Annotated in this window: 11 protein-coding genes; 4 read left to right on the top strand and 7 right to left on the bottom strand. The window is 59.5% G+C overall.

All coding sequences use genetic code 11. The features are described 5' to 3' along the window. Positions 1 to 138: 138 nt before the first annotated feature. Positions 139 to 1,017 carry a hypothetical protein gene (locus AC1Q7H_RS34815; protein ID WP_492382269.1) on the bottom strand — a complete coding sequence of 293 codons (879 nt, stop codon included), beginning with the start codon at positions 1,015 to 1,017 and terminating at the stop codon, positions 139 to 141. A gap of 226 nt (positions 1,018 to 1,243) precedes the next feature. After that, positions 1,244 to 1,618, bottom strand: a complete 375-nt coding sequence (locus AC1Q7H_RS34810) for a PHA-granule associated protein 4 (RefSeq protein WP_492382268.1) — start codon at positions 1,616 to 1,618, stop codon at positions 1,244 to 1,246. A 420-nt stretch (positions 1,619 to 2,038) separates the two neighbouring features. Between AC1Q7H_RS34810 and AC1Q7H_RS34805 the strand changes: the two genes are divergently transcribed. Both AC1Q7H_RS34805 and AC1Q7H_RS34800 read left to right on the top strand, forming a co-directional pair. Further along, positions 2,039 to 2,719: a metallophosphoesterase family protein gene (locus tag AC1Q7H_RS34805; RefSeq protein ID WP_492382267.1), complete on the top strand. Its 681-nt coding sequence runs from the start codon at positions 2,039 to 2,041 to the stop codon at positions 2,717 to 2,719. A gap of 883 nt (positions 2,720 to 3,602) precedes the next feature. Next, positions 3,603 to 5,606, top strand: a complete 2,004-nt coding sequence (locus AC1Q7H_RS34800) for a GSU2403 family nucleotidyltransferase fold protein (RefSeq protein ID WP_492382266.1) — start codon at positions 3,603 to 3,605, stop codon at positions 5,604 to 5,606. 230 nt (positions 5,607 to 5,836) lie between these two features. On the opposite strand, the gene AC1Q7H_RS34795 is transcribed toward AC1Q7H_RS34800, so the two are convergent. Both AC1Q7H_RS34795 and relB read right to left on the bottom strand, forming a co-directional pair. Further along, positions 5,837 to 6,121 (bottom strand): type II toxin-antitoxin system RelE/ParE family toxin, encoded by a 285-nt coding sequence (locus tag AC1Q7H_RS34795; protein WP_135706445.1) that lies wholly within the window; start codon positions 6,119 to 6,121, stop codon positions 5,837 to 5,839. Continuing rightward, positions 6,108 to 6,404, bottom strand: coding sequence for a type II toxin-antitoxin system RelB family antitoxin (relB, locus tag AC1Q7H_RS34790; protein WP_022540171.1), 297 nt, complete (start codon positions 6,402 to 6,404; stop codon positions 6,108 to 6,110). Before relB ends, AC1Q7H_RS34795 begins: the two co-directional genes overlap by 14 nt. An 861-nt stretch (positions 6,405 to 7,265) precedes the next feature. Here relB and AC1Q7H_RS34785 point away from each other — a divergent pair. Next, positions 7,266 to 7,901 (top strand): hypothetical protein, encoded by a 636-nt coding sequence (locus tag AC1Q7H_RS34785; protein ID WP_025586305.1) that lies wholly within the window; start codon positions 7,266 to 7,268, stop codon positions 7,899 to 7,901. 89 nt (positions 7,902 to 7,990) lie between these two features. Further along, positions 7,991 to 8,281, top strand: coding sequence for a class I SAM-dependent methyltransferase (locus tag AC1Q7H_RS34780; protein WP_492382265.1), 291 nt, complete (start codon positions 7,991 to 7,993; stop codon positions 8,279 to 8,281). 535 nt (positions 8,282 to 8,816) lie between these two features. Here AC1Q7H_RS34780 and AC1Q7H_RS34775 read toward each other — a convergent pair. Genes AC1Q7H_RS34775 through AC1Q7H_RS34765 form a run of 3 tightly spaced genes read right to left on the bottom strand, consistent with a single transcriptional unit; the run spans position 8,817 to position 16,236 of the window. Continuing rightward, positions 8,817 to 11,573: an RNaseH domain-containing protein gene (locus tag AC1Q7H_RS34775; protein ID WP_492382264.1), complete on the bottom strand. Its 2,757-nt coding sequence runs from the start codon at positions 11,571 to 11,573 to the stop codon at positions 8,817 to 8,819. After that, positions 11,570 to 15,028: an ATP-binding protein gene (locus AC1Q7H_RS34770; RefSeq protein WP_492382263.1), complete on the bottom strand. Its 3,459-nt coding sequence runs from the start codon at positions 15,026 to 15,028 to the stop codon at positions 11,570 to 11,572. The genes AC1Q7H_RS34775 and AC1Q7H_RS34770 overlap by 4 nt, the downstream gene beginning before the upstream one ends. After that, positions 15,025 to 16,236, bottom strand: a complete 1,212-nt coding sequence (locus AC1Q7H_RS34765; RefSeq protein WP_492382262.1) for a restriction endonuclease-related protein — start codon at positions 16,234 to 16,236, stop codon at positions 15,025 to 15,027. The genes AC1Q7H_RS34770 and AC1Q7H_RS34765 overlap by 4 nt, the downstream gene beginning before the upstream one ends. Positions 16,237 to 16,551: the final 315 nt, after the last annotated feature.

Here is a 16,551-nt window from a genome sequence, read left to right as displayed (position 1 = left end):
GATTCTTGTTGTGTCGCAACTCCAAGATACCAGCGGTGGGCGGTTGGCCCTTTTTGTTTCTAAACGATCACGCAGATAGGCGAAGAACCTTTTTTTTTGTGCCCTGCGAGTGCGTGCAAACGCGAAAAACCCGAAACGTTACCGCGTACGGATGTAGGCCTCGAAGAGGCCCGCGTGCAGGCCGCGTAAGTCCTTTCGCCGTTCCAGCAAGTCATGCTGGCGACCCTGGCGCTCAAGGGTCAACAGATCCAGCATGATCCGCAATCCCTTTTCGGGTGATGTGCCCGTCGAGGGCTCGGACGCGCGTAAGAGGGCAGCAAGTCCGGGTTTTTCGGCCAAGGACCAGGCGGGAAACCAGCAAAGATCCTCGGGTGTGCCGTCACCGTCGAAATTCGCATCGAACCGCCGGCGCAGCGCCAGCAATGACGAATCCCCGAGCGTTTGTATGAGCGCGCCGAGCTTCTTCGGGGATAGCCAGGCAAGCTCGGCCAAGAGTGGCCATGCCGGGTCAAGCCCCTGGAGCCGGTAGACCGTCTCGGCCATCCAGGCGAGGGGAGCTGGAATTCGTCGCCATGACCCGATTCGCTTGATGCTGTCACATGCCGCGGTCCACTCCGCAGCGCGCATCCATAGGGGTGCCGAATGCCATTCGGGCATCTCCCGGTGAAACGGCAATTGAGAGGCGGCCCGGGCGACAGCACGCCACAGCGGTAGGCACCAAGCCATGCCCGCTACGTCGCCGAACGCTCGGCGCGCTGCCAGCATGCTCGGCAAACACCACGCTTCGCAGGTGTCGCGCAGTGCCGTGTGAGTCGCGAAGTGTTCGTGGACGGGAGCCTCCAGCACACAGACAAGTGTCTCCAGGGTCGGCACAAGCGCGTCGTCTGGATACTCCGCGACCAGGCGCTGCAGTGCTTCACGCCCGGCGGCGGCAGTGCGTTGCTCAAGCGCTGTGAGCACGTCGTTGCGAAGCATGACATCGCGGCCATCTTCAAAAAGATCGAGCTGATTCGTCACGGCGTTCCCGTTGGTAGTCAGATTGCGCCCCTGCAGGACCGGCCCGACATCGCCGGGCACAACAAGTCTTCAGGGATGGTAGCTGCTGCCGCGACGACGGGCAATCCGCAACCGGCCAACCATATCTCTACGAGATAAGCGCTACCCCAGGGCGGCCAGGCAAATCAATGCGCGACGCGCTGCGCTAATTCCGTTTTGGACTTCAGGATGGCTGCATGGCAATGGGTTATTCCGTCCATACAGCATCGACATCCCTCGTGAGATGTCCAGCGAGGATGTAGTCGCCGAGCTTCTCCGCTTTTCCCTCCAGGCGCTCCAAGTCAGCCGCTGATAGCATGCTGAGGTCAAATTGGCAGTAAAGATTGCGCTGACGGAACGTGAGCTTTGGACGATTCAGTCCGGCAACGAGTGCAGCGGGCGAACTGACGGCAATACTCTCATGGCCGCGATACTGGACACGTATGCCAAGCTTTTCGCCCAGCCTGCCCAGCTCAATCGCATCCTGCCATCCTGATTCGTAGTCCAAATCCACGACCTTGACGCCCTCTGTTTCCAGGAGCTTGAGTGCTTCGCCTTTGGTCGCAGCCAGAGCTGTCGCCATTGCCGCCTCCCTGCTAGTAGGACCCGTGGCGATTCGCGCGCTTCTACGGCCCAGATTTATATTGCATAGCAACATTGTAAACGGGGAAGGAGCTACTTCGTCAGGTCTTGTCGTCCAGCGTGCGGCGTTCACTTGAGAACCTGTGCTGGTGGATGGAGTAACCTTGCGCGGGCGCAGTCGCGGTTACGCATTCGACAGACTGGTGATCAGGTAGATTGGTGATCATTCAGAGATAATCGGGTGACAGCGGACTGCCACTTTGCAAACGGAGCGCGCCCGATAGGCCATGCACAGGTGCACGAGGTCATACGGGGCGCGTTTACCCAGACCGTGGCCGAGACGCATGGCGGGCCTACACCCGCCGGCCGTTCAGGTTCACCGCCGTCGATTCCATCGAACCAAGTCACCTATCCGAGACCGATGTCTGAAGGCCACGTATTCATTTGCGGCGACCCCCATGGCGAGTTCGGCCCGCTGATTGAAAGCGTCCACCGTCACCGCCCCGAGGCAGTGGTGCTCGCTGGCGACATCCAGGCCAGGCGCCCACTGGATGAAGAGCTCGCCAGCATCCTTCCCCTGACGCAAGTTTGGTGGATTCCTGGCAATCACGACACCGACAGCGATGCCGACTACGACAACCTGTTCGGCTCGGGCCTGGCCGACCGGAACCTGGATGGGCGGGTGGTCACGATTGCAGGCCTTCGGCTTGCCGGGTTGGGAGGGATTTTTCGCGGCCAGGTCTGGATGCCGCCCGAACCATCGCGCGTAGAGAGCGCCACTGACTATCTGGCCAAATGTGGGAAGGGGAATTACTGGCGGGGTGGTCTGCCGCGGCGCCATCGCAGCACGATCTTCCCGCAGACCTACAACGCGCTACTGAGTCAGCATGCGGATGTCCTGGTCAGCCACGAGGCTCCGGCTTGTCACCCACACGGGTTCGAGGCGATTGACACGCTCATCGAAGCAATGGGCGTGCAACGCGCTTTCCACGGCCATCACCACGAATCCACGGCTTATCCGACCACAGGACCGTGCCGCATCTTCGGTCTCGGTGCGTGCGCGGTAGCCACGATCGAGGGAGAGTTCTTGCCAGCATCCTGACTTGTCCGGATCAAGACGAAGGAGGCTAGATCGGCGGTTGAGGTTCACTGGCAACGCTATTGGGCGCCAGCGGGCAGGGCAAACGACTGGCGATCTTTCGGATTGTGCAACCAGGTCAGACCGCCCGCAGGTCGACATGACACCGCCAGATCCGGTGCTCGATCGCGCATGCGGCGGCTGCCGTCGGCAACTTGGACGCGCCGCTTGCCAGATAGTAAGCACGACCAAATAAACAGCCCTCGATCCGATGGAGGAGAGCCGCAGAACGTCCAAGAAGAAATCGGGTAACACCTTGCGGCGCCACCCACGTTCAGTATCCGCCAGGTTGCTGTTGACGGCAATCCAGCGTGCGCCGCGCAGTTCATCTGTTCCGAAAAAAGAACCCGCGCTCATCAGGGGATGGGGCGCGGGTGGTAGCAGGACCTACCGGAGCAGGATACGGCGATATAAACATCATGCAACACAGGATTAAGAGCCATTTTTCCCGGCAGTTCTTTTGCCAGCGAAAAAATTGCCACGCAGCGAGCAGACCATTGAACGATCGATGGAGCATCCTCGACCTTGCAGGGCCGCCACAATTCGAGGCTGTTTGAGCGCTCGGCGTTGCGCCTTGAGTCGGATCACTGGTCGCCGGAGAACTCACAAAAGCGCTGCGGACGTTAAACGCGGGGTAGGGCGTTGAAAGCGGGACACAAGAGGCGATCTAATCACGCACGCCCACGGAGTTGAACCCGCGATCGGCTAAGTGGCGCAATCGGTACATTTCGTGCTTCCGCCGTGATGGATCGGTAGTGGTATCTTTTTGTGCCAGTCCGCCGTCTCGATTGCCGAAGCACAGTCCCGGCCCGCAGACCATGAGCGAGGTGAATCGGAATAGCCGGTGATGATCGATTACTACAACACTCTCGGCGTTTCGCCTCGCGCGACCGAGGCGGAGATCCGAGCGGCCTACAGGCGGCTCGCGATGAAATTTCATCCCGACCGACAGCACGGCAAGTCTGCCCTGGAAAAGAAGCAGGCCGAGGAGAAATTCAAGGAAATCGAGAGGGCTAACCGCATCCTTGGCGACGCTCAGAAGCGCGCGGAGTACGACCTGGGCCATGGCGCGACCCGTAGCGGGAATCCCGGGTGGGCCGGGCCGGGCGAAGACGACGCTAATTCCGAAGACCTCTTTCGCCAGCAGTTTCACCAGAGCCAGCGGAGACGCCGTCAATCCAGACCACCACCAGTACGAGGCGAGGACATCCGCTGCAAGGCGTCAATCGACGCTGACACGGCGGTCCGCGGTGGCCAGGCAACCGTCGAGGTCAAAGTTGAAGACACATGCCCGTATTGCATGGGCTCAGGGGAAGCGAGCTCTCCCGTAGCGTGTGAAAAGTGCGACGGCCACGGGTGGTATCCGTCTGCGGATGGCTGGGGGCAGCGCACTTGTAGCAGATGCAAGGGATCGGGAGTCGATTGGCGATGCAGAGAGTGCAAAGGGAAGGGTGCATTCAAACAGACCAAGCGCTTCAACATCCAAGTGCCGGCGAATACCCCGGCAGGTCGTGTTCTCCGTGCAGTCGGGGGCGGCATGCCAGGTGAGTTCGGTGGCGCGGCCGGGGATCTCCTCTGCGAAATCCGGGTGGTGAAGTCCGGGTCTACCTATCTGAAGGGTTTCGACGTCCATTGCGAGATTCAGATCGATTGCATCACGGCGTGGCTCGGAGGCAAGACCACCATCGAGATCGTGGGGCGAACCTTCGAGGTAGACGTCCCGCCGGATACGGGCAGCGGCAAGTCGTTGCGCTTTGCCGGCAAGGGCCTGCGTGACGCCAAGAGTGGCCGGACGGGAGACGCCATCGCGAAGGTGGTCTTGACCCTGCCGAAGGGGCCGTTTGCGGAGGAGCAACTCGATCACCTGCGCCGGTTTGCCGGGCGCGAACCGGTCATCAAACCGCGGCCGGCCGCGCCGGCGAAGAAGGCGGCAACGCAAGAGCGTCAGGCGAGGCCCGCTCCCTCACCGGAACGGACCCGCGAAGCGGCTCACGACTTTGCGAGTGCCAAGAAGGCCCCAGAGCCAGCGACCTGCTCGTCTGGGCGTCGCAAGTTCCAATGCGGCGGCTTCGAAGTCCGCCATCTCGAGCGCCTTGAGTTGGACCAGCAGGGCGTCGCACGTCAGCGCTTTGCGGAATGGGAGGCCGCCGTGCGCGCGGAGGAGCTGGGGGAGACCCGCCCAGGCCGCGCCGCGGCCAAGCGGCTGGAACTGACGCGAACCGAAGCCGAGATTTCCGCCTACGCGCCTGGCAATGCCCCACAGATTCTGGTTCAGTTGTTGGAGGCGTTTCGCCGCGCGGGCTTCGCGGAGACGATCTCGGTGATTGGGAACTACGCGATGCTTGCCTATGCGTCCGCCGCGGGCTGCCGCATCGAAGATGCCGTCAGACTCGGGCTGTACAACAAGCGCGTTCAGTTCGTCACGGCGAAGCCCATCGCAGAGTCAGTCATCCTGCCCGCACTCCAGGCAGTGGATCCGACCTTCATCCTCGCCCCCAGGATGGGGGCCTGCGTGCGCGGGCGAAACGAAGTCGGATTCGTGGTCGACATCATTGGCGCCGTGAAAGCGAGCACGCCGGAAGCGACGCTGTCGACCACGATTGCGGATGACAGTGGGGCGGCCATGTCCTATGGGATTACCAAGCTCCTGCGTGGCGGTCGGGTAAGCACGATTGTCTTTACCAAAACGGGCGTCATGGAGCGCCTGACAGCGATCTCCCCCGAGTCCTTCTACGCGTTCAAGGGATGGATCGCCGCCCAGCGGGGGGTGCCAGAGGAGAAGCGAAAATTCTGCCAGAACTTGACGGCGCTGGCGGCCAAGCTCGGCGACGGACTCGTGCTTAGCCCCTGAGTTCGGCAGTCACATACAACGCACGGCAACAATCTCAAAAAGGCAGTCGACGAGCTGCCGCGACGACCAGCGTCGAAGCCGGCGCGCCGTGTTTGCGCGTCCAGGACGACGACGCCAGGCAGCGCTAGTGCTTGGAGGTCTCAGGCGGTCTGTCACGCAAGGCTGGTTGATCGCCGAAGGCGCGTCGCGGCAGGGCGGCGCACCCATTTTTTGGTCAGTCCTCGCCTGGCTCAACCGGGCGACGGCCATTGCTGCGCGGCATGGAGTACCCGCAGGATCCGGATGGAGGTGGCATCCACGGCGTACACGACCAGGTAGTTGGCCGCCACGACCATCTCGCGCGTGCCCGCGACGCGGCCGGCTCGGTAGAGCTCGGGGTGTTCCGGCAGCCGTGCCGCTTTCGCTTCGAGGTCGTCCTTCAGGCTCTGGGCCGCATCCGGATTATCATCCGAGATGTAGTCAACGATGGCGAGAAGATCGGCCCTGGCCCACCGCGTCCATTCAACCGCGCGCACGGCGTTTCCGGTCGATCAGCGCCTGAACGTCGTCCATGACCTGGTCATGCGGGAGCGGCGGGGCCGGGTCGGTCAGCGCTTGCTGGACCTTGGCGCGGAACCAAGCATCATAGGTCTCGGGATCCGTCGTCAGACCGGGCGGCAGCCCGCCCTCCTTGGCGATCCGTGTCAACAGGATGCGAACTGCGTCGGACACGGTTAGCCCGACGCTGGCGAGGTTTTGCGTGGCCCGGGCTTTGAGGTCGTCGTCCACGCGGATGTGCAGCATTGAGGTATGCGCCATGGAAATCTCCTATGCTTTGACCTGCATTATGCATCTCAATTGAGATACAACCAAGGGGGCCGTATGCGCCACGCCACGTTAAGCGAGTCGAGTCCTCTAACGCAAAGTTGTCGGAACGGATTTGGCTCTCTTGCTGCCTCACACACGGTCCTTCGCAATGCACGTCAACTTTCCTCCCACGCTCTATCAGCGGAAAAAAGATATGACAAGAAAGGCGTAGCGCAAAACTGCGGTTAAAAGTAGGAATAGCAACTGTGCGGAGGATCACTGGTGAGGCAGCGGAGGTCAATTGCTAGGCGATTCGTTGCCTCCGACGACCCCAACTGCTCCAATCCTGCTGGAAGAATGCAAGTACGCGCTCTCGTCACCCAAATGAACGAAGCCTCCCATGCGGAGGCTGTGTTTGATAATTGAGGTACGAAAAGTACTTCGTTGTTTGGTAGGTCCGGTCAGTTGGAGACGGACCAACGCTGCACCGGATATCGCGTCTGTTCGGTTTGCCGGATCGGCGCGCTACCCCTGGTGGTCATTGGCCGCCACGCAGAACAACGGCGCAATTTTTCTCATTAGCTAAGTTTTCGCTCGTGACGAAGTGATCTATAAGATACTCCACTCTCATTCCTCACGCGCGAGACAATAATCCGATCGCGGCGCCCCGGGGCCACACGCAGCGTTTTCGAACAATGGCGTCGCTTTACAATGTGGAACGGGACCTCGTTAGTCCCATGCAGTTGGTCGGCATGGCGCTCAGCGTCGTTGCGCCGGTCACGCGCACTATGCAGCGCTCGCAGGAAGAACCGCAGCACCGTGCTAACGCGCGAATCCATCTAAGAGGGTTTCGAGTTTGCTTGGAGTGGTGCCATGGCTGAAAAATTTGTGTTCAGAGACATGGAGTTTCGCGCGGGCGCGCACCTGTGGTCCAACCCAAAACTGCGCGGTACCCCGGCGGAGATTCCCATCATTCTCGGACGTCCGACCCTGTTCGATGTGGTCCGACTCGCCCGTCGCTACCCGCTGGAAACGTTGTATGAGACGAATCGTCGACTCCGAGCGAACCGGGAAATTTCCGAGCGCCAGTTTCTTCGCACGCAGGAGATCCTGCGCAACGTCGAGCGTGTCGAGACTCGGGCGACTTCAACTCTCGACGACGTCGCCCGGGCGGTCGCCAACCGCTATGAAGATCCGCCCGTTCCGGTCGAGTGCATCCCGACGGCCGCACAAACCAGGCGCGCCTTGTCCCACTGGCTGCCGGCCGGACTACCCACCATAGCGCAGGGCGAGCGGTATATCTATCTGACCGATGTCCCATTCGAGTTGGAAACTGTGATCATGCGATGGCTACGCTGGCAACTCGATAATGAGCCGGAGAGATCGTCCACTTGGTTGATCCAGGGCAGCGGCGGGCTGGCGCTCTCGCACGGCGGATGGTGTGCATTCGTGCTCTGGCTAACCGATGCCTTACACCACCGACTGGATCAAATTGAAATTGGACTGTAACTAGATCGCGGGGCTCGCGGACCACGTCGGCCACAATTCGGAGTACATTGACAGCCATCTGTCGAGGACACCCATCGGAAAAATCCGCCATGCACGCCCGGGACGTGGAAGCTGCGCTTATGATCCGCTGCGCGGCGGTCGCACGCGAGCCTGCGGCGTCCGCGCTTGACCAGCGCGAGGCCAACGTGTTCCGGCTGGCCGCTATGGTTGTGCAATCGAGCTTCCCGAGCGAAGCCTCGCACCTGATGCAGGCCAGCGAGCGCTACTTTGCTGCGCATCCCACCGAACGACTGCCTGCGCAAGTGGTGGTTGCCAAGGGCTGGGTGACCAATCTGCCTCGCCTGCGCGACCGGCTCAGCCACACTTTCCGATTTCATTGAAGCCAGGCCGCGGACGATCAAATAGCGCCTGTCTTTGTCGCGCTTGGCGAAGCCCAGACAGCGCGCTCTGGTCGCTAGCTCGTCCATGATGCCGTGTCTGATGTCGGCATTGTCATCGGCAACTCATAAGTCGCAAATCATGGGAGGGCGCCTTTTGTGTAGCCGTGGACTGGAGACCGAGCCGCCGGGACAGACGACAACGAGGCCTGCGCGGGATGAAGGTCTTGTTGTCGATGGTCCTGTGCAAGCCAGAAAGATGACAACGGCCAACATCTAAAATATGACTTTGTTGTCGCAATCAACTACTCAGAATTCCTTCCAATCACTGGCAATGTAGATAATTAGGCGCATTGAGGCCGAGCACTGGTCAGGTGCCGAGCGGGATCCTCTGCGTCGTCCGAGCTTCGCCGCACGTGATGATGCATCGTGAGATAGCCAGGCGCCCCCAGTCCCCCAGTTAGCGATGCGGCGGCGCTAGTTGCTGAGTCGTTTCGGACGCCCCAGTTGTAAGGAAGCGGTTCTGAACAGCGGATTTCTATGCGCGCATGTACTCGGAGAGCTTTTCGATAATTCGCAACGGAGTCGGGGTCGTGACCCAGGGCTCATTCCTCGCCGTCAACATCCCGGCACGCAAATGCTGGGCAAAGGATGCGAGTTGTAGGTTCGAGTCCTGTGGCTGCTTCTGGAGGATCACGATCTCCACCGCGCGCGAGGTCAAATGCTGCTTGTCGGGTTGCGCGGGAAACATCGCATACGCTTCACTCGCTTCGCTTGCTTTTGATGAAGCGGGCAGCAGAACTGAGCGGTAGCAGCTTGCGCCACGTTTGTGGTGTGTCGAAGGCTTGGCCAATGACCAAAACGTCGGCGCCGATGTACCTTCCACCTCAAACAATCTCTGTGTGGATGTCCAGGAGCGGATGTGCATCCCGTGTTCGGTGCTATGCCCGTGAAATTTTTCTTGCCCGATAGATGGCGCTTGCTCTCGCACCCTCAGCACCCGTAGCATCGGCCAACGTTGTGACAGCACGATGCCAGCGGCTATTTGGCGTTGCGGTGTACGCACGCCGACGTCGCCGAGCCAAGAGGCCAGACGAGCCGTACGCGTAGAGTCAATAAACACGACTGCGCTGGGATCGAGCGACGTAATGTCATCGAACGTGTCCGCGAAAAAATTGGCCAGCAGCATGCGCTGATCAGCATTCGTTCGCGGTAGTTCGACGCGGCGAGAGGCGAGGTACTTTGCACCTTGGTCAAACCGCATCCAAGGCGACATGACGTGCTCTGCCTCAGCATGGGCAAAACGCACCCAAGATTCACCCGTGGCGCACTCCAAGCGCGTGGCAACGAACACCGACTGTTGACGGTCCCACTCGGTGTGTACCTGAAGCGAGCTCATCGCGCATGCCCACCGTGGTGCCTCCGGTTGGGAGCCGAAGCAGGCTTCCCGCGCCTGTCTCAAGCCCCAGACAAAGCCGGCGTGCCCAAACGCCAGGTCCAGGACAGACGCCTGTAAACGGGGAAGGAATCGATCCATTCTGCCGGGCTCGCTGGGCAATAGGTACTGTACCGTGCAACCCCTGCTGCTCAGCGCCTTTCGCGCGGCCAATTTGTTGACATTATCATCGGGCTTCCTCTGCCCGTCCCGGGTCTCATAGAACAGAGGCGCTTGGATGAGGATCATCGCGCGTTCAGGCACGCCAATTTGATCGACAAATTTTTGCCATTCACGCACTCGCGCATCGAATCGCTGCTTCTTTGATCCCGTGTCGACTGGCAATAGGCTCCTAGGTCCGTGCGTGTTCAGTGGCAATGGCGCACTGATCACTTCGGTGCTGTGTCCAAGGATTGCGTTGGCAGTCGTCTTGACCCACTCGATATCGTCGGCGGTATAACTTAGGAAGTAAATTCTCTGTCTTCCCGCATCAGTCGCATACGCTGTGTCTTTGACTAGCGTTTGAATGGCCTCAACAACTCGGTCGTGCGCAGGATCCGGGGTGGGAGGCTGCATTCTGAACCAGCGATTCGAAGGCGCCAAGGTTGCAGTCTCAATAGCGCTCTCGGTGTCGGCCTCGTCAATGCCATGACGGGCGAGCAGTCTCGCCACGGCGACTTCGGCCTTCAGAACGCTCAGTGGAGGCGCTTTATGCCGGATTGGCTTCCTCGTACTGAATCCCGAGAAGGGCCGTAGACCGAATCCTTCGAGCGCGTTGGCGGCGGATGCAAACGCATCGGCTTGATCGACGAGCGGGACGCCAGCTTGAAGGTTGGATCGACTTGCCTCGGCAACTTCAGCCTTCACCATTACGACCACGCTGGCGCGCTCGTCGCAAGGGTAGCGAAGCACATCTTCATCCTGATAGCCCATCGCCAGGTCGAATGCATGCTCGTATACGGGATAGCCAAGATCGGTGACCCAGGCGTCTTTGCGTCGCATCACGCTAAAGCGATAAGCACTGTTCGGCCGAGCATGATGGGGAAACACGTATCCCCCGATGGTAGGACTGGCAGGATACCGACTATTCAAACTATCGGCCCACCGGCGCCGCTTAAACTTCAGATAGACGATCGGCTTAGTCGCTCCAGGAAGCGTCTCTAGTGAGATTTCGCAGACCAAACTGAAGTACCCGCCAGCCGCATGGTGAGGGCGTGTCATGACTTCCGCCTTGTTTCCATCTGGGCTCCCGACGACCCGCACCACCGGGCCCAATTCTGGAAACAGTTCCTTACCGGCAAGCTGCGATGCGAGCCAGCCTGCTGTGATATTGAACGGCGAGAACGTCCCAGACTTTCCAGCCGTATCCCATGGAAACACTTGTACCTGCGACTGGGCGAATTGAATCACCTGATTGCATTCATTGAGCTTGCGCAGTGCGGCGATGCCGAGCGTATACGCGTCTCGACCTTGGCTAAAATGGGACAATGCGCCTTCCGACCACCGAGCAAATGCATCACGCACGCATTCGCTATAGTCCTGTGCTTTCTGGCAGGGCAGGAAACCCCATGGCCCGGGCTCCTTGCTGAGGTCGGGGAAAGAGCGCAGTCCAATGTCATCCTTCAGCGCGGTCCAATCTTCAATCTCCAATTGAAGCTGTGCGCGTAGACTGGCGAAGGGCAGGTGAACAAATGCTTCTTCATCCTTGTCTCTCGCGCGATTCGTTGCCTCGTCACGAATTTGCTTCAGAATACGAAGGACGTCTGTGGTCCAGCGGATGGCCAAAACGTTATGGACCAACGGTGGAGCGTCTTCGGCAAACTCGAGCGCGAATGCCACATCTCGGACAACGGTCGTCATGTTCCTGCCTCTTGTTGAATGGGAGAGTCTGCAACCCACAGGGGGTTATCCGTCCAAGGCTCATCCTGGTGGGCGTCGTCTCGCGCGAAGGCAACTTTCAGGCCCTTGGTCTTCGATAACGGATCAAGGAAGGCGCCGTAGAGAGCTCGGTATAGCGCAACTTCCTTGGGGTCCTCAGACGCCGCACCACGCTCGAGCAGCCGGCGAAGTTGAACGAGCATGCTGCTGGTCTCCGTATCCGCTTCACCCTTGGCCGAGCGCTCCGCCCATGCGCGATCAATGAAGAAGCACTGAACAGGGCAGCCATTGCGCATCGCACGGCCAATCGTCTGTAACAGTGAGACAGCGATATTTGCTGTGAAAGGCTCAAACAGGTCGCCTAGTGCACGTGCGTATAGGGGGCGCCGCAGCAGCCTGCCAACCTTTTGATAGGCTTGACGGCGTGCAGCCAGCAAGCGCTTACCGATCTCTTCCACCGACACGGAGTCATCGTCGCAAAGATCGAAGTCGAGCGTGGCGCGCGCCGCCATGCTTACGGGCAGGCTCATGTCATTGGGCGCCGGATGTGGACGCGTCAAAAAGTATAGCGATCCGAGAGCCGCATCGCGCAGACGCGGACCGGACGTGAAGACAATATTTGTGCCGCGACCCAGTGCCCCGGAGGGAAATATGAGCAACCTCCATGCATCATCATCGCCCAAACTTTCGACGCGAGACGACGTCACATACCCTTCGGTTGGTCCAACGTCAGGTAAGTCATCCACAACCGCAACAACGCGGCCGCGCCATGCGGGTAGCCGCTGATCAATAAACTGCTTCAATCGGCGAGCTTGATCATAGCTGTTGACAACGAATGCGGCGCGCCGTGCGATGCCATGGCGCACGTCAAAGTGGTCGCAATCGCGGGCGAGTTGAGAGTCCGTTAGTCCCCCGTCCAACAATGCGAAGGCCATTTTCTCAAGGTTCGCCATGCGCACGCTGTCCGATCTTTCGCCGCTGAAGCGCAGGAAGGTGGGCGAATCTGAGACATGTCCATCCGCGATGGGACGAAACTCGTAGATTGACGGGGCGACGTCCTCACGCTCAGGGGAAACGCGCTGCAGGACGTAGTGCGGGGGCACAGCGATATGGTGAGCGGGACTGGGCGGTAGGTAACTCGTCGCGCTGGTAAGCAGTACCGCGGGACCATCGAACATGCCATCCTGTCGCCGAATCCACTCATGTAGCCGGTACATTAGCAGTCGAGGTGTGCCAGCGAACACGACATACTGTAGTTGTACGTCTGTGGCATGCGCCAAAGGGTCGCGTTGAGAGGGCGTCGAGAAGAAGCGAACCCCACTCAAACTGCCCAAGATATTGTCGGGGGTTGCCAGCAGCAAGGATCGCGATGCGAGTTCGTCGATGCGGACAGGATCAAGCAAGCCCTGTGCTGTCATGTCGCTGAGTTTTGGGGAAAGGCGACGATAGCTCAGGATCGTGAACGTGACTGGCAGCAGCAGCCCAACCAATTGCTGCGCCTCTGCCTCACTCGACACTCGCCGAACATCACGTAAGCGTCGAGCAATTTGTTTGACGAGGTTGGATAGTTCCTGCAGGCTTGACTCGGCGAGCCAGTTGGTCATCAACTGGCAGAGATCGCTGTGCAGGCTTGATGCCTCTTCCGCGGACATGTGAAAGGCGCTAACCAAGCGCATTGTCACATCAGCGGGAATCGCGACGCTGACGGATCTCGTACCTCGCAGTTGGAATGCTTGAATCGCGGCACTCTCCCACAACTCACACAGCGCATCCTTTGACTGCGCCTGCGGATCCGCTCCAAAGTCGTCGCTCAACGAACTGACTCGCTTAGGAGAGAGCCAGTCGCCAATAATTCGCAAAGGGGACATCAGCAATCCGTCGAACGCCTTGCGCAGATCTTCCGTTAGGCGCAGGATGGCATGTGTCAACGCGACGTTCAGTTTCTCGAACTCTGCGATCTCGATTGCCAGTTGGGCATACTCGACGCCATGTAAGACCGCGTTTTGTCCCGATGCGATGGGCTGTAGAGTGCTTCGTTGAACTTGTCGATGAAATGAACGGTCGTGGCCTGAAAGACTAAGTTCCGCAATACCACCTCGATCGAGATCCTGTTGCGCTCGGTCTGCCTCATCGAAGATCACGAGGTCAAAGGATCGGGCAATCAGCTCGAAGTAGCGCTCATCGAGAAGTGTCGTATGAGCTGGGACGCGGGTATCCGCGGACAAGATGTGTCCTACCCAAATATTTGCGTTTGGCAAGTCTGCGGCGGCGCGTGTATACCCGCACAGAGACCAAACAGGGCACAGCCTGCGCTTCAGTGTGCCATCGCTGGTCGCTTTGCCAGTGTTATCGTTGACGGGATTCTGCAGAACCCTGGTGCAAAAGGAGTCGGCGATGCCAAAGGCAGAATTTGGTGCTTCGGTGAGGGACGGCAGAGCGCAGACGCCTTCAAATAGATGAGCACTGTCGCAGGACGTTCCGAAACCACGGAGGGGATCGCCTGTTGCCAGCGATTCAGCAAGTTTGTGAGCATGTCGAAGTCGCGTTTCGCGTGACTGCCCGACTAGCAGGCCAGCACGGACATCGTAGCGACGCAAGTCATCGAGATACTGGCGGCATACCTCGATGGATGGAAAGAACACTGCAACCTTGAGTCCCCGGCTGCCAAGATAGCGCAGCAAACACATGAGAAGCGTTGTTTTTCCTGCCCCTGGCAGCCCTATCAGGTGCTTCAGACCTTCTAGGTTCAACGTCGATTCGACGTTGAAGTCGCCGTTGTTGTCGATGCTATGCAGCGCAACGGACTGCAGACGTTGCTGCCAGTTGCCACGCCTCGGTGATTGGAGTCGTTCGTCAATGGCGTCCATTTCACTTGCTTCCGCCAGCAAGTCAGTCCACGGAATCAAATGGCGCCGCTGCGGTGGTCGGCTGGTTTCGTGAGCGCGAGGTAACGGCAAGTTCGCGGGCAATGCATGAACCGGATAGCGGCGCGATTCACCGCCAAATTGGACGTGAATGGCGATCGGCTTGCCGGATTCGGCCAACGTCTGATCATGTGCATCGGGCGTGTGAGGCGTCTTTAGTGCAGCCAGTGCCTCGCTGAGCTCCGGCGCGACGATGTCGAATCTCGGCTTGATGGCCAGAGAGCGCTCATCGATGCGAAATAGACGGCGATGCGTCGAGGCTAGGGCGGAATCGTTGTACCGCACCGCAGCGGCCTTCAGTGCGGCAACCGTCGAGAGTCCGTTGCATGCTCGACGGAGATTGTCGAGTTCAATCTCCCGATCACGCAACAAGGGTGCACGAGCCACACTACGGAAGCCCATGAGCAGCGCCGGTGCGTGCTGGAGCGTATGCAAATCAAGCTCGTGGACGAAGTAGGCGCACAATAGGTCCAGCCGATGTAGTCCGAGGGATTGTAGACGTTTGACGATCACGAACGAGTCCTCAGCTTTCGGCGAAGAGCACTAACTGCTATGAATTCGATGTCTCCTCTATTGCACTCCCGGCGTAGGATATCCAAATAGCCGGGGAAGCGCGACAGGGCCTGATCGTTGATGGCTATAAATTTCTTGGGAAATAATTCCAAGCCACCGACGTTTCGGTTCAGGGTGTCCGCAAGAAGGAAGGGATTGGCATGGCTCTTGACATCGATCCCGACGGTGTCGTTGTCCAGGCTGACGTCGCATTTATCCCGACCGGGATACAGTGTCGCCACGAGTCCCGGCGGATTTGCGGTGGCGGTGTCGTACAGAGCAATCTCGTCTTGGCCTGGGCCACACCAGTAAACGAGAATATGCGACTTCGCGATAAGGACATCTTGTACTGGCACCTGTCGAGCCGATCGACAGGGTACCGGTGCGTCGAACGCGCCGCACTGACGTACCGCGCAACACGCATGACCTTCGATCACTGAGTTGGCCATCGGCGCGCCGCAAGTTGCGCACCGTAGCAGGGCGCCATTTACGAGGTGGTGGGGCTGAACCGATTCGTAGCAGGACGCCATAAATGGCGCCGCCAGTTGCATGCTCCATGAACTCACAAATCGACGTATCTCTGTGGGCGACGAGATGGGATGTCGCGTGATGAATTCTCGTAGCTTGGAGTAGACGTCGCTTCCACGCATCCCGAACTGGTCGCAAGCCGAATTCAGTTGTGCAAACGCCTGCTGCTCATTCAGGTCGATCTCGGAACCTGACTGCCGTGCCAAGTCAATGCACTCGATCGTCGGAAGGCAAGTCCGCCCATCGAGCAAGCGAATTCCGTGAAATCGACAGTCCGGGCTGTCAAAGATCGGTATCCCCCACTCGCGGGCGCGCAAAGCGTGGCGACACTGTGCAACTAGGGTGTGGGCGCCATCAGATCGAACCAGCATGCCGAACATAACGTGCAAGCTAGCCAGCCGCAACATCGCTCCCCGCAGGGCCGGCGAGAGCGCTGGATCATGAACGAGCAAGCGACCAGAGCGCGCTCGCTGGAAATGGTCGACAAGGCCGACCGCCAGCAAGCATACGGCTTCGTGGGCAAGTCCCAAGGCGCGGGCGTGATCCACGGTGGAAATGCCTGGTTCAACGGTGTCGGCTGAACCAGGCCCGTTGTGTTCCATCAGCAGTCCAATCAGCTCAGCGGGGTCCAGCGACTGCATGCGCTTTGCTGCGGACTTCCTGCTATGGCCCGACTGCACCAGCACGCAGGCGACAACCAACTGCACCAGGTGTGCCCACCGATACCGTTTGCGGATGGCCGGAGCTATTAGCCCTGCGGAGCGATAGTCCACGACAACGGAGCGTGATGGCGGACGCAGCGTCTGACCTTGCCAGGGGAGAGTGCCGATCAGCCCTGAAGCGGTGGACGTCAACTCATCCAGGGATCCCTCCCAGGCTTTGTGACTTCCCAGCCGCAATAGCAATGCCGACATCAGAACGTCTCCCGGAGGTCGTCAGAATCGACGTTCTAATAT

It is taken from the genome of Cupriavidus sp. GW823-FHT06D04 (assembly GCF_058795055.1).
Note: the sequence above shows the minus strand (reverse complement) of the source record. Positions and strands in the feature narration are given on the sequence as shown.